Below are 17,274 nucleotides of genomic sequence, written 5' to 3'. Positions count from 1 at the left end.
ACGTGCGGGGCCAGGTCGGTCTTGTTGATGACGAACAGGTCGCTCTTGGTGATGCCGGGGCCGCCCTTGCGCGGGATCTTCTCGCCGGCGGCGACGTCGATCACGTAGATGGTCAGGTCCGAGAGCTCGGGGCTGAAGGTGGCGGCCAGGTTGTCGCCGCCGCTCTCGACGAAGACGATGTCCGCGTCCGGGAAGTCGGCCAGCATGCGGTCGATGGCCTCGAGGTTGATCGAGGCGTCTTCGCGGATCGCGGTGTGCGGGCAGCCGCCGGTCTCCACGCCCATGATGCGCTCGGCCGGCAGCGCGCCGCTGACGGTGAGCAGGCGCTGGTCTTCCTTGGTGTAGATGTCGTTGGTGATGGCGACGAGGTCGTAGCGCTCGCGCATCGCCTTGCACAGCATCTCCAGCAGCGTGGTCTTGCCGGAGCCGACGGGGCCGCCGATGCCCACGCGCAGCGGCGGCAGCTTCTTGGTGCGGTTCGGGATGTGGTGCAGGGCGGAGGAGGTGGCGGCGGTGGTCATGGTGCGGCTCAACTGCGGAAGAGTCGGGAATACTGGGTCTCGTGCCGCGCCGAGAGGACGGCGAGCATCGGGCTGAAGGCCTGGCGCGTGTCGTCGGTGCGGGCCAGCGCGTCCTGCACGGCGGCAGGGATCTCGCGCGCCAGCCGCGCCAGGATGCGCTGGCCGGCGCTCTGGCCCAGCGGCACGGCCTTCACGGCGGCGGCGGTCATGTTCTCGGCCCAGCCGAAGGCGTAGGCCAGGCAGCCGTCGGCCACGCCGGCGCCGCTCCTCGCGGCGGCGAAGGCAAAGGCCACGGGGTAGGTCGCCGGCAGGCCGTCGAAGCAGGCGGCGGCATCCGTGTGATGCAGCTTGAGCCATTCGAGGAAGGAGCGGCCCATCTGCTCGGTCTGCAGCAGGAACTCGGCGGACTCGCGGGTGGCGAGCACCCAGGTGTTGAGCGCGCGGACGCGCTCGCCGTCGCCGGCCTGCCAGGCGCGGATGGCTTCGGCCACGACGGCGAGGTCGGCCGGCGCCAGGCTCAGGTGAAGCTGGTCGGCCAGCCAGCCGGCGGCATCGGCCTCGCCGCGCACGCCGGCCCATTCCACGGCGGCCTCCACGCCCTCGGAATACGAGAAGCCGCCCACCGGCAACGCCGGCGAGGCGAGCCAGATCAACTGCAGCAGCGTTCTCCCGTCCCGCCTTCCTTCTCCCTCTCCCTCTGGGAGAGGGCCAGGGTGAGGGCCACGCGGCGGCTGGTGCGCCGGCTCCGCATCCATCGCCGTTGGCCCCTCCCCCCGCCTCTCCCCAGCGGGGAGAGGAGCCAACCCGTTGGGCGGCGTGGCATCAGTGCCCGTGATCATGCCCATGATGGTGATGGTGTCCATGGCCGTTGTGGTTCGTCACATGGCCGCCGTAGGCGCCGCCCTCGGGTTCGAAGGGCGCCTGTACCTCGGTCACGATCAGGTGCATCGCGCGCAGCATGTCGGCCAGCACGTGATCGGGCTCGATCTGCAGATGGCCGGGCGTGAGCTCGATCGGCACATGCCGGTTGCCCAGGTGGTAGGCGGCGCGCGTCAGGTCGAAGGGCGTGCCGTGCTCGCCGCAGTGCGTGATGCGCAGCACCGCCTGCGGCGCTGCGATCACTCGGATCAGCGAGCCGTCCTCGGCCACCAGCACGTCGCTCCCGCGCACGGCCGTGCCGCGCGGCAGGAACACGCCGATCTGCCGGCCCTGCGAGTCGGTGGCGTCGAAGCGGCTCTTCTGGCGCACGTCCCAGTCGAGCTCGACGGTGGCGGCGCGCTTGAGCAGCACGGGCGCGAGGCCGCGGCCCTGGGGCATGAGTTTGTTGGCGATGAGCATGGGCGGTTGCGGAAGATGGCAGGAAGGAATAATATAACGATTGTTATAACTTCACGCGTCGAGGCCTGCCATGTCCGCACTCAAGTTGACCCAGATCGGAAATTCCACCGGGGTGATCTTCCCCAAGGAAATGCTGGCGGACATGAATGTTGGCAAGGGCGATACCGTGTATGTCACCAAGATGGCCGCGGGGGGTTACCACCTCTCGCCGTACGACGATGAATTCGCGCGGCAGATGGAGGCGGCCCGCCGCGTCATGAAGAAGCGCCGGAACGTGCTGCGGGAACTGGCCAAATGAGCGCAGCCAACGAAAGCTGGGTGTGGCTGGGCACGCGCCTGATCCTGGCCGCGCACGAGGAGCAACTGGCCGAGCATGGCGGGCCGGGCGGCGTGCGCGATCCGGGCATGCTCGAGTCCGCGCTGGCTCGCCCGCAGCATCGTGCGCTGTATGGCACTCCCGATGTGGCGGACCTGGCTGCCAGCTATGCCTTCGGCCTGGCACGCAATCATCCTTTTGTCGATGGCAACAAGCGTGCGGCATTCGTGGCGATGGAGGTCTTTCTCGAACTCAACGGCTGGTCGCTCACTGCCGGCGACGAGGATTGTGTGACGACGATCCTGCAACTGGCGGCCGGCCAACTGGAAGAAGATGCATTGGCGGCCTGGATCCGGGCGCATGCCGAGCGGCATTGAAGGCCACGCTCAAAACAGAAAGTACCGCTGCGCCATCGGCAGCACCGTCGCCGGCTCGCAGGTCAGCAGCACGCCGTCGGCGCGCACGGCGTAGGTCTGGTGATCGATCTCCATCTTCGGCGAGAGGCCGTTGTGGACCAGGTCCTTCTTGCGCACGTTGCGGATGTTCTTCACCGCGCTGAGCGTCTTGGCCAGGCCGTAACGCTCCTTCACGCCGGCCGCCAGCGCCGCCTCCGAGACGAAGCTGAGGCTGCTCCTCGCATTGCTGCCCGCGAAGGCGCCGAACATGGGGCGGTAGTGCACCGGCTGCGGCGTGGGGATGCTGGCGTTGGGGTCGCCCATCGCGGCCAGTGCGATGCTGCCGCCCTTGAGGATGCAGAAGGGCTTGACGCCGAAGAAGGCCGGCTTCCAGATGACGATGTCGGCCCACTTGCCCGCTTCCAGGCTGCCCACCTCGTGGCTGATGCCGTGCGCGATGGCGGGGTTGATCGTGTACTTGGCGACGTAGCGCTTGGCGCGGAAGTTGTCGTTGCGGGAAAGCGCTTCGACGGGCTCGGCGCGAACGGCATCGGGGGCGAGCCACCCGCGCTGGGCCTTCATCTTGTGCGCCGTCTGCCAGGTGCGGATGACGACCTCGCCCACGCGGCCCATGGCCTGCGAGTCGCTGCTCATCATGCTGATGGCGCCGATGTCGTGCAGGATGTCCTCGGCGGCGATGGTCTCCTTGCGGATGCGCGATTCGGCGAAGGCCAGGTCCTCGGCAATGGCTGCATCGAGGTGGTGGCACACCATCAGCATGTCCACGTGCTCGTCCAGCGTGTTGCGCGTGTAGGGCATCGTGGGGTTGGTGGAGGAGGGCAGGAAGTTCGCCTCGCCCACCACCTTCAGGATGTCGGGCGCATGGCCGCCGCCGGCGCCCTCGGTGTGGAAGGCGCACAGCGCGCGGCCCTTCGTCGCTGCGATGGTGTTCTCGACGAAGCCCGACTCGTTGAGCGTGTCGGAGTGGATCGCCACCTGCACGTCCTCCAGTTCGGCGACGGCCAGGCAGTTGTCGATGGCGGCGGGCGTGGTGCCCCAGTCCTCGTGCAGCTTCAGGCCGATCACGCCGGCGTGCACCTGCTCGTGCAGCGCAGCCGGCAGGCTGGCGTTGCCCTTGCCGAGGAAGCCCAGGTTCATCGGGAAGGCGTCGGCCGCCTGCAGCATGCGCTCGATGTGCCAGGGGCCGGGGGTGCAGGTGGTGGCGAAGGTGCCGGTGGCCGGGCCGGTGCCGCCGCCGAGCATGGTGGTCACGCCGCTGGCCAGCGCCTCTTCGATCTGCTGCGGGCAGATGAAGTGGATGTGGCTGTCGATGCCGCCGGCGGTGACGATGTTGCCTTCGCAACTGATGACCTCGGTGCCGGGGCCGATGACGATGTCCACGCCGGGCTGCGTATCGGGGTTGCCGGCCTTGCCGATGGCGGCGATGCGGCCGTCCTTCAGGCCGATGTCGGCCTTGACGATGCCCCAGTGGTCGAGGATCAGCGCGTTGGTCAGCACCGTGTCGACCGCGCCCTCGGCCCGCGTGCGCTGGCTTTGCGCCATGCCGTCGCGGATGGTCTTGCCGCCGCCGAACTTGACTTCCTCGCCGTAGCCGCCGGCGCGCAGGGTGAAGTCCTGCTCGACCTCGATGACGAGGCCGGTGTCGGCCAGGCGCACGCGGTCGCCCACCGTGGGGCCGAAGATCTCCGCGTAGGCGCGGCGTTCGATCGTTGCCATTCAGAGTTTTCCTTGCACGAGCGCGCGAAAGCCGTACACGGTGCGTTCGCCCGCGTAGTCCACCAGTTCGACGGTGCGCTGCTGGCCGGGCTCGAAGCGCACGGCGGTGCCGGAGGCGATGTTCAGGCGCATGCCGCGCGCGGCGCCGCGGTCGAAGTCGAGCGCGCCGTTGGTCTCGGCGAAGTGGTAGTGCGAGCCGACCTGGATCGGCCGGTCGGCGGTGTTCCTCACCACCATCGCCAGGGTGCGGCGGCCGGGGTTGAGGCCGTGGTCGCCGTCGTCGACGAGCAGTTCGCCGGGAATCATCGCCCTGCCCCGGCTCAGGCCACGCCGCCCAGCAGCGCGGCGCCCAGCAGGGCGACCGCCACACCGGCCAGGCGCGGCAGCCAGCGGTTGGCATGGCGCAGCGCCCAACCCAGGCCGATGCCGGCGGCATGCAGCAGCACGGTGGCGGCCAGCATGCCGGCCAGCGTCAGCGCGGCATCGGATTCGCCGGCCAGCTCCTGCCCGTGCGCCAGGCCGTGGAAGACGGCGAACACGCCGACGAGCGCCGCCGAGACGAGGGCGGGCAGGCGCCTGCGCGTGAACACCAGCAGCCCCAGCACCAGCAGCGAGGCCGCGATCATCGGCTCCACCGCCGGCAGCGCCACGCCGGCCAGCCCCATCAGCGCGCCGGCCAGCAGCATGGCCGCGAAGCCCAGCGGCGCGGCCAGCAGCTCGCGGCCGTTGCGCGCCGCCAGGGCGCTCCACAGGCCGACGGCCAGCATCGCAGCCAGGTGATCGACGCCGGTGAGCGGGTGCATGAAGCCGGCCAGGAAGCCGTGGTGGTGCGTGCCGGCATCGGCGCCGGTGTGGGCCAGGGCGGGCAGCGCAGCGGCGGTCAGCAGCAGGGCGAGGGCGGGGCGGGCAAGGCGCATGGCGTGAAGTCTCCGGGTTCAGACGATGGGTTGGTGGACGGTGACGAGTTTCGTCCCATCCGGGAAGGTGGCCTCGACCTGGATGTCGGGGATCATCTCGGGCACGCCCTCCATCACGTCTTCGCGGGTGAGCACGGCGCGGCCCTCGCTCATCAGCTCGGCCACGCTGCGGCCGTCGCGGGCGCCCTCCATCACGGCGGCGGAGATCAGCGCGACGGCCTCGGGGTAGTTCAGCTTCAGCCCGCGTGCCTTGCGCCGCTCGGCCAGCAGGGCGGCGGTGAAGATCAGCAGCTTGTCTTTCTCTCGGGGCGTGAGTTCCATGGTCGATGATCGGGTGCAGCCCCGCCTTCTTGCAACACCCGTGCCGTGGCACGGCAGTTGCACCGGCAGGGCGTGAGTTCGCCCGCCCCACCGATCGCCGACGCCAGCGCCGACGGCGCGCCCCAGCGCGTGGTCAAGGTCCGGCGCGACTACAACGCCTGGGTCGCGCGCGAGACGCTGGAGGACTACGCCCTGCGGTTCACGCCGCAGCGCTTCCGCAGGTGGTCGGAGTGGCGGGTCGCCAACACCGCCTTCGGCGCCGCCTCCTTCCTGATCCTGGAGGCGGTGGGTGCCACGCTGCTGGTGCAGTACGGCTTCGCCAACGCCTTCTGGGCGATCCTGGCGACGGGGCTGATCATCTTCCTGGCGGGGCTGCCCATCAGCGTGTACGCCGCGCGCTACGGGGTGGACATGGACCTGCTCACCCGCGGCGCCGGCTTCGGCTACATAGGCTCGACGCTCACCTCGCTGATCTACGCCAGCTTCACCTTCATCTTCTTCGCGCTGGAGGCGGCCGTGATGGCCTACGCGCTGGATCTGGCGCTGGGCATCCCGCCGGCCTGGGGCTACCTGGCCTGCGCGCTGGTGGTCATCCCGCTGGTGACGCACGGCGTCTCGGCCATCAGCCGGCTGCAGGTGTGGACGCAGCCGGTCTGGCTCTTGATGCTGGTGGTGCCCTTCGCCTTCGTGCTGGTGCGCGATCCCGGTGCGTTCGTTGGCATCACGCACTATGGTGGTGAAAAGGGCGGGTCGGCCGCCTTCCATCTGCCCCTGTTTGGTGCGGCGCTCACGGTTGGCATCGCGCTCATCACGCAGATGGGCGAGCAGGCCGACTACCTGCGCTTCATGCCCGCGCGCACCGCCGCCAACCGGGGCCGCTGGTGGCTGGGCGTGCTGGCCGGCGGGCCGGGCTGGGTGGTGCTGGGCGTGGTCAAGATGCTGGGCGGCGCGCTGCTGGCCTGGCTGGCCATCAGCCACATGGTGCCGGCCGAGCGGGCGGTGGACCCGAACCAGATGTACCTGGTGGCCTACGAGTACGTCTTCCCGCACTACGGCTGGGCGGTGGCGGCCACGGCGCTGTTCGTGGTGATCTCGCAGCTCAAGATCAACGTCACCAACGCGTATGCCGGCTCGCTGGCATGGAGCAACTTCTTCTCTCGCGTCACCCACAGCCACCCCGGCCGGGTGGTGTGGGTGGTGTTCAACACGCTCATCGCCTTCATGCTGATGGAGATGAACGTGTTCGAGGCGCTGGGCGCGGTGCTGGGGCTGTACGCCAACATCGCCATCGCCTGGATGATGGCGGTGGTGGCCGACCTGGTGGTCAACAAGCCGCTGGGCCTGTCGCCGCCGGGCATCGAGTTCAAGCGCGCGCACCTGTGGGACATCAACCCGGTCGGCGTGGGCGCGATGGCGCTGGCCTCGGCGCTGTCGATCACGGCGTACCTGGGCGTCTTCGGGCCGATGGCGGAGGCGTTCTCGGCGGTGATCGCGCTGGCCACCGCCTTCGTCGCGGCGCCGCTGATCGCCTGGGCGACGAAGGGGCGCTATTACCTGGCCCGGACGCCCGGCGATCCACCAGCCGTTCGCCCTGAGCCTGTCGAAGGGCCGGCCCGCGGCGTGGAGGTGCACTGGGCTCGCGTCGAAGCCGCCCCCGCCAGCCTGGCCCTGCGCCGCTGCACGATCTGTGAACGCGAGTACGAGGGGCCGGACATGGCCCACTGCCCCGCCTACCAGGGCGACATCTGCTCGCTGTGCTGCACGCTCGACGCGCGCTGCGGCGACCTGTGCAAGCCGCACGCGAGCCTGGCCGCGCAATGGTCCGGCATGCTGCGCTGGCTGCTGCCGCGCCGCGTGTGGCCCTATGTCGAGACCGGGCTCGGCCACTTCCTGCTGCTCATGCTGATCGTGGTGCCGCTGCTGGCGGCGGTGTTCGGGGTGTTCTACCAGCAGGAGCTGCGCGCGCTGGCCGAAAGCACCCCGGCCGACGCGGCCGGCGCGCTGCGCGGCGGCTTCCTCAAGGCGTACATGGCGCTGCTGCTCATCGCCGGCATCGTCGCCTGGTGGCTGGTGCTGGCGCACCAGAGCCGCAAGGTGGCGCAGGAGGAGTCCAACCGCCAGACCCACCTGCTGATGCGCGAGATCGAGTCGCACCGCGAGACCGACCGCGCCCTGCAGGCCGCCAAGCAGCACGCGGAAGAGGCGCGCCGCGCCGCCGAAGCGGCCAACCAGGCCAAGAGCCGCTACATCAGCGCGATCAGCCACGAGCTGCGCACGCCGCTCAATTCCATCCTCGGCTACGCGCAGCTCATGGGCGAGGACGCCGCCGTCCCGCCGCACCGGCGCCAGGCGGTGGCCGTCATCCAGCGCGGCGGCGAGCACCTGCTCTCGCTGATCGAGGGCACGCTCGACCTGGCCCACATCGAGGCCGGCAAGCTGACCCTGCAGGCGCGGCCGATGCGCTTCGTCGGCCTGCTGCAGGAACTGGCCGAGATGTTCGAGCTGCAGGCCAGCGAGAAGGGCCTGGCCTTCCGCTTCGAGCCCGACCCGGCGCTGCCGGAGCTGGTGCGTGCCGACGAGAAGCGCGTGCGCCAGATCCTCATCAACCTGCTGGGCAACGCCATCAAGTTCACCGCGCGCGGCCAGGTCGTGCTGCGCGCCGGCTACGCGCGCGAGATCGCCACGCTGGAGATCGAGGACACCGGCCCCGGCATGAACGAGGCCGAGCTGTCGCGCATCTTCGAGCCCTTCGCGCGCGGCCAGTCCGCGGCCGGCGCCGCCGGCGCGGGCCTGGGCCTGACGATGGCCAAGATGCTGGCCGACCTGATGGGTGGCGAGATGCGGGCGCGCAGCGAGCCCGGGCGCGGCTCGGTGTTCAGCGTGCGCCTGTTCCTGCCGCGCGTGCACGAGGCGCCTGCGGCCCGCCCGGCCGCCCCGCCGCAGGCCGCGGTGCGCCGCGGCTACGAAGGCGAACGCCGCCAGCTGCTGGTGGTGGACAACGAGGAGACCGACCGGCAGCTCCTGGTCCACCTGCTCGAGCCCCTGGGCTTCGCGCTGCGCACCGCCGCCAGCGGCCACGACGCGCTCGACCTGCTGGCCGCTGGCCACCGCCCCGACGCCCTGTTCGTGGACCTGGCGATGCCCGGCATCGACGGCTGGGAGACGCTGCGCCGCGCCCGCGCGCTCGGCTGGACGGGCCACGCGGCGATCGTCTCGGCCAACGCCTTCGACAAGCGGCTCGAGAACGACGTCGGCATCGCGCCGGAGGACTTCTTCGTCAAGCCCGTGCGCCACAGCGAGCTGCTGGACTGGCTGGAGCGCCGGCTCGGCCTGCGCTGGACGGCCGCGGCCGCGCCGCCCGCGCGGCCCGCCCCGCAGGGCGCCGTGCCCGACGTACACCTGCTGCGCCAACTGGAGGAGGCCGTCGGCCTCGGCTACCTGCGCGGCATCCTGGCGCAGCTCGACGCCATCGACGCCGCGCGCCCCGACTGCGCCGACTGGACCGGGCGCCAGCGCGCGCTGGCGAAGCAGTTCCGCTTCGAGGCGCAGGCCGAGGCCATCCAGCGCGCCCTGGCCGGCGCGGAGGTCGCGCCATGACCGCGCCGCCGCTGGCCGCCAGCCTGCGAGAGCAGACCGCCCGCGGCGACCTGGTGCTGGTCGTCGACGACGTCCCCGACAACCTGGCCCTGCTGCACGATGCCCTGGACGAGTCGGGCTACACGGTGCTGGTGGCCACCAGCGGCGAGGCGGCGCTGGCGCGCGCCGCGCAGGCCCAGCCCGACATCGTGCTGCTCGACGCCATGATGCCGGGCATGGACGGCTTCGAGGTCGCGCGGCGCCTGAAGGCCGATGCGGCCACCGCCCACATCCCCATCGTCTTCATGACCGGCCTGACCGAGACCGAGCACCTGGTCGCCGCGCTGGAGGCCGGCGGCGTGGACTACGTGACCAAGCCGCTCAAGCCTCGCGAGGTGCTGGCCCGCATGAACGTGCACCTGCAGGGCGCCCGCGCCGCGCGCCAGCAGGCGCGGCAGGCCGGCCAGGCGCGCAACGCGCTGGACGCCTTCGGCTACGCCAGCATCACCGTGCGCATGCCGCAGGGGCGCCTGATCTGGCAGACCTCGCTGGCGCGCGAGCTGCTGGCGCGCTACTGCGGCACCGCGGCGCCGCACACGCCGCCCGCGGTGGTGGACTGGCTGCGAACCCACCTGCCCGGCACGCGCCAGGGCGTGGAGCCGCCGCCGCTGAAGATCGAGCACGGCGCGCAGTACCTGCAGCTGCGGCTGCACCGGCAGACCGGCGACGGCGAGGAGGAAGGAGGTGCCGCGGGCGACTGGCTCATCATCATCCGCGAGGTGAGCGACGCCGCCGTCATCGAGGCGATGAGCCTGGCCCTGAAGCTCACCGCGCGCGAGGCCGAGGTGCTGTACTGGGTGGTCAAGGGCAAGACCAACAAGGACATCGGCGAGATCCTCGGCAGCAGCCCGGCCACCGCCAAGAAGCATCTGGAGCGCGTGTTCGTGAAGCTGGGCGTGGAGACGCGCACCGCGGCGGCGGGCGTGGCGATCAAGCGCATCCGCATGATCCAGCCGCACTTCGAGGTGTAGCGGCGGCTGCCGCCGCGCCGCGCGTACGCCACCCGGCGTATTTGCGCCATACGTCGTTCAACTGAGACTGCCTCCACGTTTTCACCCCCTGGAGAAAGAGCTCATGCAACGTCGTTTCACCCTCAAGGCGCTGACTGCCGGCGTCGCCCTCGCGAGCCTGGGCGCCGCGCCGGCCTTCGCGGCCGACACCATCAAGGTCGGCATCCTGCACTCGCTCTCGGGCACCATGGCCATCTCGGAGACGGCGCTCAAGGACATGGCGCTGATGACCATCGACGAGATCAACGCCAAGGGCGGCGTGATGGGCAAGAAGCTGGAGCCCGTGGTGGTGGACCCGGCCTCCAACTGGCCGCTGTTCGCCGAGAAGACCAAGCAGCTGCTCGGCCAGGACAAGGTGGCGGTGATCTTCGGCTGCTGGACCAGCGTGTCGCGCAAGTCGGTGCTGCCGGTGGTCGAGGAGATGAACGGCCTCTTGTTCTACCCCGTGCAGTACGAGGGCGAGGAGCTGTCGAAGAACGTCTTCTACACCGGCGCCGCGCCCAACCAGCAGGCCATTCCCGCGGTCGAGTACCTGATGAGCAAGGAGGGCGGCGGCGCCAAGCGCTTCGTGCTGCTGGGAACCGACTACGTGTACCCGCGCACCACCAACAAGATCCTGCGCGCCTTCCTCAAGAGCAAGGGCGTGAAGGATGCCGACATCGACGAGAAGTACACCCCCTTCGGCCACAGCGACTACCAGACCATCGTGGCCGACATCAAGAAGTTCAGCCAGGGCGGCAAGACGGCGGTGATCTCCACCATCAACGGCGACTCCAACGTGCCCTTCTACAAGGAGCTGGGCAACGCCGGCCTGAAGGCCAAGGACGTGCCGGTGGTCGCCTTCTCGGTCGGCGAGGAAGAGCTGCGCGGCGTCGACACCAAGCCGCTGGTGGGCCACCTGGCGGCGTGGAACTACTTCATGTCGGTGAAGAACCCGGCCAACACGGCGTGGATCAAGACGTGGAGCGACTACGCCAAGGCCAGGAAGCTGCCCGGCCAGGCCGACAAGCCGCTGACCAACGACCCGATGGAGGCCACCTACATCGGCATCCACATGTGGAAGCAGGCGGTGGAGAAGGCCAAGAGCACCGACACCGACAAGGTGATCGCCGCCATGGCCGGCCAGACCTTCAAGGCGCCGGACGGCTTCACCGTGAAGATGGACGAGAAGAACCACCACCTGCACAAGCCGGTACTCATCGGCGAGATCAAGGCCGACGGCCAGTTCAGCGTGGTGTGGAAGACCAAGGAGCCGATCAGGGCCCAGCCGTGGAGCCCGTTCATCGAGGGCAACGACAAGAAGAAGGACGAGCCGGACGGCAAGTCGAAGGTGTGACCCACCCCCGTTTGCATCGGCCTCACTGCGTGTGGCCGATGCAATCCCCCCTCAAGGGGGCACCGCCAGCGGCCTGGCAGAGCCAGTTCCGCGGCGGTTCCCGCATGGCCTGCTCCGCGGCCTTCTGATGGGGTCGTTCGTCCTGTTGCACTCCACGTCGTGAAGCTGTCTTTTCGCTCCTTCCTGTATCTGCTGCTCGCCCTGTGGCTGGGTGGGGCCATGCAGGCCCAGGCCCTCACCGCCGGGCAGGCGCGCGCCATCGCCGACGGCGACAGCGAGGAGCGCGTGGCGGCGCTCAACCAGGCGGTGCTCGACGCCGACGAGAAGACCGCCGCCTTCATCCAGGCCCTGGCCGACGACGCGGTGAAGGTGGCGGGCGGGCAGGTCTTCGTCATCCGCGGCGACAAGGGCTACGACCCGGTGAGCGGCGCCGAGGTGGCGGTGCCCGACGACGCCGAGGACGTGGTCAACAACAACTACATGCGCGGCGCGCTCGACGCGGCCCTGGCCGCGCTGCGGCTGGCCAGCCCCGACGAGCAGGCGCGGGCGCAGGCGGCCGGGGCGCTGTTCAAGGACCCCGACGCCTCGCGCCTGCCGCTGATCGAGAAGGCGCTGGCCGCCGAGCGCAGCAGCGCCGTGAAGGCGCGGCTGGAGATGGCCCGCGCCGCGGCCCTGATCGGCAGCGAAGACCAGGCGCGCCGCCTGGAGGCCGCGAAGCTGCTGGCCGACAGCAGGAGCCCGGACACCAAGCTGCTGCTCAACGAGCGCCTCGCGTCCGAGACCGATGCGCAGGTGCAGGCCGCGCTGAAGTCGGCCATCGCCGCCATCGACGCCTCGCTCGTGTGGGGCGAGCGCCTGGCCGCCATCTTCAGCGGCGTCAGCCTCGGCTCGGTGCTGCTGCTGGCCGCGCTGGGCCTGGCCATCACCTACGGGCTGATGGGCGTGATCAACATGGCGCACGGCGAGCTGATCATGATCGGCGCCTACGCTACCTATGTGATGCAGGGGCTGTTCCAGCGCTTCCTGCCCGAGTCGCTGTTCGGCTGGTACCTGGTGGCGGCGATCCCTGCCTCCTTCCTCGCCTCGGCGCTGGTGGGCGCGGTGCTGGAGCGCGGCGTGATCCGCTTCCTCTACGGCCGCCCGCTGGAGACGCTGCTGGCCACCTGGGGCATCAGCCTGATGCTGCAGCAGGGGGTGCGCTCGCTCTTCGGCGCGCAGAACGTGGGCGTGGAGAACCCCTCGTGGATGAGCGGCGGCGTGCAGCTCATGAACAACCTCACGCTGCCCTGGAACCGCATCGGCATCATCGTCTTCGCCGCGCTGGTGCTGCTGGCGATGGGCTGGCTGATCGGCCGCACGCGGCTGGGCCTGTTCGTGCGCGGCGTCACGCAGAACCGGCCCATCGCCTCCTGCATGGGCGTGAACACCGCGCGCATCGACACCTACGCCTTCGCGCTCGGCTCGGGCATCGCCGGGCTGGCCGGCTGCGCGCTCAGCCAGATCGGCAACGTCGGGCCCGACCTGGGGCAGGGCTACATCGTCGACAGCTTCATGGTGGTGGTGCTGGGCGGCGTCGGCCAGCTCGCCGGCACCGTGTACGCCGCGCTGGGGCTGGGCATCCTCAACAAGTTCATCGAAGGGTGGGCCGGCGCGGTGCTGGCCAAGATCGCCGTGCTCGTGTTCATCATCGTGTTCATCCAGAAGCGGCCGCAGGGCATCTTCGCGATCAAGGGCCGAGAAGCATGACCACCCCCGTTTCTCGCTCACTTCGTGTGCTCGAATCCCCCCTCAAGGGGGCAACACCAGCGGCCCGGCAAAGCCGGTTCCGCGGTGTTCCTGGCCGAGTGTTTCTGCCCATGCTGCCCGTGCTGCCATGAGCGCGATCTCCCTTCCTTCCAGGGCGCCGCTGCTGACGGGCAAGGGCTGGACTGCCTTCTTCATCGCCCTCATCGCGGTGTGTGCGCTCGCGCCGGTGCTCAACCTCGCAGTGCCCGCTGGCAGCCCGTTTCACATGAGCGACTACACGGTGGCGCTGCTGGGCAAGATCATGTGCTACGCCATCTGCGCGCTGGCGATGGACCTGATCTGGGGCTACACCGGCATCCTCTCGCTGGGCCACGGCCTGTTCTTCGCGCTGGGCGGCTACATGATGGGCATGTACCTCATGCGCCAGATCGGCCGCGACGGCAACTACCAGAGCGACCTGCCGGACTTCATGGTCTTCCTCGACTGGAAGCAGTTGCCCTGGCACTGGACCTTCAGCGACTCCTTCGTGTTCCAGATGCTGATGGTGGCGGCGGTGCCCGGCCTGCTGGCGCTGGTGTTCGGGTACTTCGCCTTCCGCTCGCGCATCAAGGGCGTGTACTTCTCGATCATCACGCAGGCGCTGACCTTCGCGGCGATGCTGCTGTTCTTCCGCAACGAGACGGGCTTCGGCGGCAACAACGGTTTTACCGACTTCAAGCGCATCCTGGGCCAGCCCATCGCCACGCGCGAGGCGCGCATGCTGCTGTTCGCGCTCACCGGCCTGGTGCTGCTGGGCTTCTTCCTCTTCGCGAAGTGGCTCGTGGGCAGCAAGTTCGGCCGGGTGCTGCAAGCCATCCGCGACGCCGAGTCGCGCACCATGTTCTGCGGCTATGACCCGCTGCCCTACAAGCTCGCCATCTGGGTCATCTCGGCCATGATGTGCGGCGTGGCCGGCGCGCTGTACGTGCCGCAGGTGGGCATCATCAACCCGGGCGAGATGAGCACCGCCGCCTCCATCGAGATCGCGATCTGGACGGCGGTGGGCGGCCGCGCCACGCTGGTCGGCCCGATCGTCGGCGCCTTCCTGGTCAACGGCGCCAAGAGCTGGCTGACGGTGGTGGCGCCGGAGTACTGGCTGTACTTCCTGGGTGCGCTGTTCATCGCGGTGACGCTGTTCCTGCCCGACGGCATCGTCGGCCTGGTGCGGCGCCTGCGGCGCGGCGCGAAGAGGCAGGCGCCCGACGCCGCCGCCGAAGCGCAAGGAGGGGCCAAGGCATGACGCCCGACCTGATGGACGCCGGCGCCGCGCGCTACGCGATGCACCACGGCCAGCCGCCCACGGGCCGCACCGAGTCCGGCGGCCGCGAGGCCGGCTACGGCCGCCCGGCCGTGCCGGGCGAGGTGGACGTGACCCACGGCCGTATCCTGTACCTGGAGGACGTGAGCGTCAGCTTCGACGGCTTCAAGGCGATCAACCGGCTGAGCCTGGACATCGCGCCCGGCGAGCTGCGCTGCATCATCGGCCCCAACGGCGCCGGCAAGACGACCATGATGGACATCATCACCGGCAAGACGCGGCCCGACAGCGGCACCGTCTGGTTCGGCAGCACCATCGACCTGCTGCGCCACCGCGAGGCCGAGATCGCGCAACTGGGCATCGGCCGCAAGTTCCAGAAGCCCACGGTGTTCGAGCAGCTCACCGTGTTCGAGAACCTGGAGCTGGCGCTGAAGACCGACAAGGGCGTCAGGCATTCGATGCGCTTCCGCCTCGACTCGGCGCAGGCCGACCGGCTGGCCGAGGTGCTGCACACCATTCACCTGGCCGCGAGCGTGAACCGCATGGCGGGCCTGCTCAGCCACGGCCAGAAGCAGTGGCTGGAGATCGGCATGCTGCTGATGCAGGACCCGAAGCTGCTGCTGCTGGACGAGCCGGTGGCCGGCATGACCGACGAGGAGACGGCGCGCACGGCCGAGCTGTTCCTCTCGCTGCAGGGCAGGCACTCGCTGATGGTGGTGGAGCACGACATGCACTTCATCCGCGCCATCTCGCGCAAGGTCACCGTGCTGTGCGACGGCGCGGTGCTGGCAGAGGGTACGCTCGACGAGGTGCAGAACGACGAGCGCGTGATCGAGGTGTATCTTGGAAGATAACCCCCAGTCTTCGCGGACTTCGTTCCGCTTCGCCAACCCCCTTTCAGGGGGCACATCCTGCGGTCTGGCGAAGCCAGTCCCGCGGATGTCCGCGCATGGCCTGCTCCGCGGCCTTCGGTGCCCCTGTGGGGCGTGCGCTGCCGGCGGCTTGGGACGTCACGGATCTTCGACATGCTGACCGTCAGGAACATCCACCAGTACTACGGCGGCTCGCACATCCTGCGGGACGTGAGCTTCGAGGCGCGGCCGGGCGAGGTCACGGTGCTGCTGGGGCGCAACGGCGTGGGCAAGACGACGCTGCTGAAGTCGCTGATGGGCCTGGTGCCCATCAAGAGCGGCAGCATCGAATTCGACGGCCGGCCGGTGCACGGGAAGACGCCCTACGAGCGCGCCCGCGCCGGCATGGGCTTCGTGCCGCAGGGGCGCGAGATCTTCGCGCGGCTCACCGTCGAGGAGAACCTGCGCATGGGCCTGGCCTACCGCAGCGCCTCCACGCCGATCCCGCCGGCGCTGTTCGAGCTGTTCCCGGTGCTCAAACAGATGCTGCACCGGCGCGGCGGCGACCTCTCGGGCGGGCAGCAGCAGCAGCTCGCCATCGCGCGCGCGCTGGCGCCGGGCCCGAAGCTGCTGATCCTGGACGAGCCCACCGAGGGCATCCAGCCCAGCATCATCAAGGACATCGGCCGCGTGATCCGCATGCTGGCGGGGCGCGGCGACATGGCGATCGTGCTGTGCGAGCAGTACTACGACTTCGCGCAGGAACTGGCCGACCACTACCTCGTGATGGAACGCGGCGAGGTCATCGCCCGCGGCGAGGGCAAGGACATGGAGGCGCGCGGCGTTCGCCAGCTGGTCGCCATCTGATACGGATATGCGTTCAATCGACAAGAACCGTTCGGGCTGAGCTTGTCGAAGCCTCGCGCGGCGCTTCGATCCTTCGTCAAGCTCAGGACAGGCCAAGCTCAGCGTGAACGGATGTCATGGTTGAGCGCGCTTCGAGTTGATCGGCTTCAGGTCGACCAGATGCGCGGCGGCGGCCCGTCCTGCTGCCACAGCGCCGCGCGCCAGGCCGCGCGCACTTCGCGCAGCAGCAGCATCGCCGGCTCGGTCAGCGGCGCGAGCACGCGCACCACCACCACGCCGGGCTGCAGGGCGGTGGCGCCCGCGCTGTGCCGCAGCGGGCTGGCCTCGATGCGCTCGCGCGCCAGCGCCAGCGCCTGCTCCCGCAGCGCGCGCGCCGGCGGCGTGCCGCACAGCCAGAACAGCGTGCCCAGGCAGCGCTGCCCGGCCAGGCCGAGCGGGCCGTCCATCAGGCGCGCATCGCCCGCGTCGATGTGCCCGCGCTCCAGCCAGCGGCCGGGCCACTCCAGGTGCTGGCGCAGCTGCCCGCGGGTGAAGGGCTGGCCGGCGGCGGGCAGGCCGAGCGCGGCGACGTCCCAGCCGATCAGCTCCGCGCCCTCGGCCAGCGTCAGCCGCAGCGCGTTCTCGGCGTCGCAGCCGGGGTAGCACAGCGCCTCCTGCGGCAGCCATTCGAGGCGCGCGCCGGCCTCCAGCGCCAGCTCGGTGCGCTGGCGCGCCGGCTCGGCCTCGCAGCGGTAGAAGCGCGTGGCGCCCGGCGTGGTGATCAGCCCGCGCGCGCCGGGGCCGGCCTGCACGCGGATGTCCAGCGTGTCGCCGCCCACCAGGCCGCCCGGCGGATGCACCAGCACGTTGTGGCAGATGGCGTCGCCTTCCGGGTAGAGGCTGCGCAGCAGCCGCAGCGGCCCCTGGTGGCGGAAGTGCGCCACCGTGCGCGGGCCCTCCCGCCGATAGTCCAGTGCCAGCGAGGCGTGCCAGGGCATGGGGGCGAT

At 70.1% G+C, this 17,274-nt stretch carries 17 protein-coding genes; 9 read left to right on the top strand and 8 right to left on the bottom strand.

The annotated features are described in order from the left end of the window. The 3 genes from ureG to ureE all read right to left on the bottom strand — a co-directional run. A partial coding sequence (gene ureG, locus Q392_RS29990; RefSeq protein ID WP_038218050.1) for an urease accessory protein UreG occupies window positions 1-521 on the bottom strand: 521 nt, incomplete at its 3' end. A gap of 8 nt (window positions 522-529) precedes the next feature. Further along, on the bottom strand, window positions 530-1,276 hold the full coding sequence (locus Q392_RS29985) for an urease accessory protein UreF (protein ID WP_084217495.1): 747 nt from the start codon (window positions 1,274-1,276) through the stop codon (window positions 530-532). Window positions 1,277-1,343: 67 nt separating this feature from the next. Beyond that, a complete protein-coding gene (gene ureE / locus Q392_RS29980; protein WP_038218049.1) occupies window positions 1,344-1,859 on the bottom strand; it encodes an urease accessory protein UreE in 516 nt (171 codons plus the stop codon). Window positions 1,860-1,929: 70 nt separating this feature from the next. Between ureE and Q392_RS29975 the strand changes: the two genes are divergently transcribed. Together Q392_RS29975 and Q392_RS29970 are read left to right on the top strand one after the other, a co-directional pair. Then, window positions 1,930-2,157, top strand: a complete 228-nt coding sequence (locus tag Q392_RS29975; protein ID WP_038218048.1) for an AbrB/MazE/SpoVT family DNA-binding domain-containing protein — start codon at window positions 1,930-1,932, stop codon at window positions 2,155-2,157. Beyond that, entirely contained in the window at window positions 2,154-2,552 is a 399-nt protein-coding gene (locus tag Q392_RS29970) for a type II toxin-antitoxin system death-on-curing family toxin (RefSeq protein ID WP_038218047.1), read from the top strand. Before Q392_RS29975 ends, Q392_RS29970 begins: the two co-directional genes overlap by 4 nt. Before the next feature lie 9 nt (window positions 2,553-2,561). Here the strand turns inward: Q392_RS29970 and Q392_RS29965 are convergent, their stop codons facing one another. The 4 genes from Q392_RS29965 to Q392_RS29950 are packed head-to-tail and all read right to left on the bottom strand — an operon-like array spanning window position 2,562 to window position 5,545. Beyond that, window positions 2,562-4,307 carry an urease subunit alpha gene (locus Q392_RS29965; protein WP_038218042.1) on the bottom strand — a complete coding sequence of 582 codons (1,746 nt, stop codon included), beginning with the start codon at window positions 4,305-4,307 and terminating at the stop codon, window positions 2,562-2,564. Next, complete coding sequence (locus Q392_RS29960) at window positions 4,308-4,613, bottom strand: urease subunit beta (RefSeq protein ID WP_038218041.1); 306 nt, start codon at window positions 4,611-4,613, stop codon at window positions 4,308-4,310. A gap of 14 nt (window positions 4,614-4,627) precedes the next feature. Then, window positions 4,628-5,224: a HupE/UreJ family protein gene (locus Q392_RS29955; protein ID WP_038218040.1), complete on the bottom strand. Its 597-nt coding sequence runs from the start codon at window positions 5,222-5,224 to the stop codon at window positions 4,628-4,630. 18 nt (window positions 5,225-5,242) lie between these two features. Then, window positions 5,243-5,545, bottom strand: coding sequence for an urease subunit gamma (locus Q392_RS29950; protein ID WP_038218039.1), 303 nt, complete (start codon window positions 5,543-5,545; stop codon window positions 5,243-5,245). 72 nt (window positions 5,546-5,617) lie between these two features. Between Q392_RS29950 and Q392_RS29945 the strand changes: the two genes are divergently transcribed. The 7 genes from Q392_RS29945 (at window position 5,618) to urtE (ending at window position 16,288) form a co-directional block, all read left to right on the top strand. Further along, window positions 5,618-9,142, top strand: a complete 3,525-nt coding sequence (locus Q392_RS29945) for an ATP-binding protein (protein ID WP_245610864.1) — start codon at window positions 5,618-5,620, stop codon at window positions 9,140-9,142. Next, entirely contained in the window at window positions 9,139-10,152 is a 1,014-nt protein-coding gene (locus tag Q392_RS29940) for a response regulator transcription factor (RefSeq protein ID WP_038218032.1), read from the top strand. The genes Q392_RS29945 and Q392_RS29940 overlap by 4 nt, the downstream gene beginning before the upstream one ends. 103 nt (window positions 10,153-10,255) lie before the next feature. After that, window positions 10,256-11,527 carry an urea ABC transporter substrate-binding protein gene (gene urtA / locus Q392_RS29935; protein ID WP_038218029.1) on the top strand — a complete coding sequence of 424 codons (1,272 nt, stop codon included), beginning with the start codon at window positions 10,256-10,258 and terminating at the stop codon, window positions 11,525-11,527. A gap of 219 nt (window positions 11,528-11,746) precedes the next feature. Next, window positions 11,747-13,273, top strand: coding sequence for an urea ABC transporter permease subunit UrtB (urtB, locus tag Q392_RS29930; RefSeq protein ID WP_038218145.1), 1,527 nt, complete (start codon window positions 11,747-11,749; stop codon window positions 13,271-13,273). A gap of 127 nt (window positions 13,274-13,400) precedes the next feature. Then, the gene (gene urtC, locus Q392_RS29925; RefSeq protein WP_038218027.1) at window positions 13,401-14,552 is read left to right on the top strand and encodes an urea ABC transporter permease subunit UrtC; all 1,152 of its coding nucleotides are present in this window, start codon (window positions 13,401-13,403) and stop codon (window positions 14,550-14,552) included. Beyond that, window positions 14,549-15,424 carry an urea ABC transporter ATP-binding protein UrtD gene (gene urtD, locus Q392_RS29920; protein ID WP_038218025.1) on the top strand — a complete coding sequence of 292 codons (876 nt, stop codon included), beginning with the start codon at window positions 14,549-14,551 and terminating at the stop codon, window positions 15,422-15,424. Before urtC ends, urtD begins: the two co-directional genes overlap by 4 nt. Before the next feature lie 171 nt (window positions 15,425-15,595). Beyond that, on the top strand, window positions 15,596-16,288 hold the full coding sequence (urtE, locus tag Q392_RS29915; RefSeq protein ID WP_038218022.1) for an urea ABC transporter ATP-binding subunit UrtE: 693 nt from the start codon (window positions 15,596-15,598) through the stop codon (window positions 16,286-16,288). A 146-nt stretch (window positions 16,289-16,434) separates the two neighbouring features. Here the strand turns inward: urtE and Q392_RS29910 are convergent, their stop codons facing one another. Further along, window positions 16,435-17,265: an urease accessory protein UreD gene (locus Q392_RS29910; RefSeq protein ID WP_038218020.1), complete on the bottom strand. Its 831-nt coding sequence runs from the start codon at window positions 17,263-17,265 to the stop codon at window positions 16,435-16,437. Window positions 17,266-17,274: the final 9 nt, after the last annotated feature.

The organism is Xenophilus azovorans DSM 13620 (genome assembly GCF_000745855.1).
Classification (GTDB): Bacteria; Pseudomonadota; Gammaproteobacteria; order Burkholderiales; family Burkholderiaceae_C; genus Xenophilus; species Xenophilus azovorans.
Note: the sequence above shows the minus strand (reverse complement) of the source record. Positions and strands in the feature narration are given on the sequence as shown.

Bases quoted from the DNA above. Each gene is read 5' to 3' on its own strand.
- Q392_RS29985 (WP_084217495.1), bottom strand. From the start codon at position 1,276: ATGGATGCGGAGCCGGCGCACCAGCCGCCGCGTGGCCCTCACCCTGGC.
- ureE (WP_038218049.1), bottom strand. From the start codon at position 1,859: ATGCTCATCGCCAACAAACTCATGCCCCAGGGCCGCGGCCTCGCGCCC.
- Q392_RS29975 (WP_038218048.1), top strand. From the start codon at position 1,930: ATGTCCGCACTCAAGTTGACCCAGATCGGAAATTCCACCGGGGTGATC.
- Q392_RS29970 (WP_038218047.1), top strand. From the start codon at position 2,154: ATGAGCGCAGCCAACGAAAGCTGGGTGTGGCTGGGCACGCGCCTGATC.
- Q392_RS29965 (WP_038218042.1), bottom strand. From the start codon at position 4,307: ATGGCAACGATCGAACGCCGCGCCTACGCGGAGATCTTCGGCCCCACG.
- Q392_RS29960 (WP_038218041.1), bottom strand. From the start codon at position 4,613: ATGATTCCCGGCGAACTGCTCGTCGACGACGGCGACCACGGCCTCAAC.
- Q392_RS29955 (WP_038218040.1), bottom strand. From the start codon at position 5,224: ATGCGCCTTGCCCGCCCCGCCCTCGCCCTGCTGCTGACCGCCGCTGCG.
- Q392_RS29950 (WP_038218039.1), bottom strand. From the start codon at position 5,545: ATGGAACTCACGCCCCGAGAGAAAGACAAGCTGCTGATCTTCACCGCC.
- Q392_RS29940 (WP_038218032.1), top strand. From the start codon at position 9,139: ATGACCGCGCCGCCGCTGGCCGCCAGCCTGCGAGAGCAGACCGCCCGC.
- urtA (WP_038218029.1), top strand. From the start codon at position 10,256: ATGCAACGTCGTTTCACCCTCAAGGCGCTGACTGCCGGCGTCGCCCTC.
- urtB (WP_038218145.1), top strand. From the start codon at position 11,747: ATGCAGGCCCAGGCCCTCACCGCCGGGCAGGCGCGCGCCATCGCCGAC.
- urtC (WP_038218027.1), top strand. From the start codon at position 13,401: ATGAGCGCGATCTCCCTTCCTTCCAGGGCGCCGCTGCTGACGGGCAAG.
- urtD (WP_038218025.1), top strand. From the start codon at position 14,549: ATGACGCCCGACCTGATGGACGCCGGCGCCGCGCGCTACGCGATGCAC.
- urtE (WP_038218022.1), top strand. From the start codon at position 15,596: ATGCTGACCGTCAGGAACATCCACCAGTACTACGGCGGCTCGCACATC.
- Q392_RS29910 (WP_038218020.1), bottom strand. From the start codon at position 17,265: ATGCCCTGGCACGCCTCGCTGGCACTGGACTATCGGCGGGAGGGCCCG.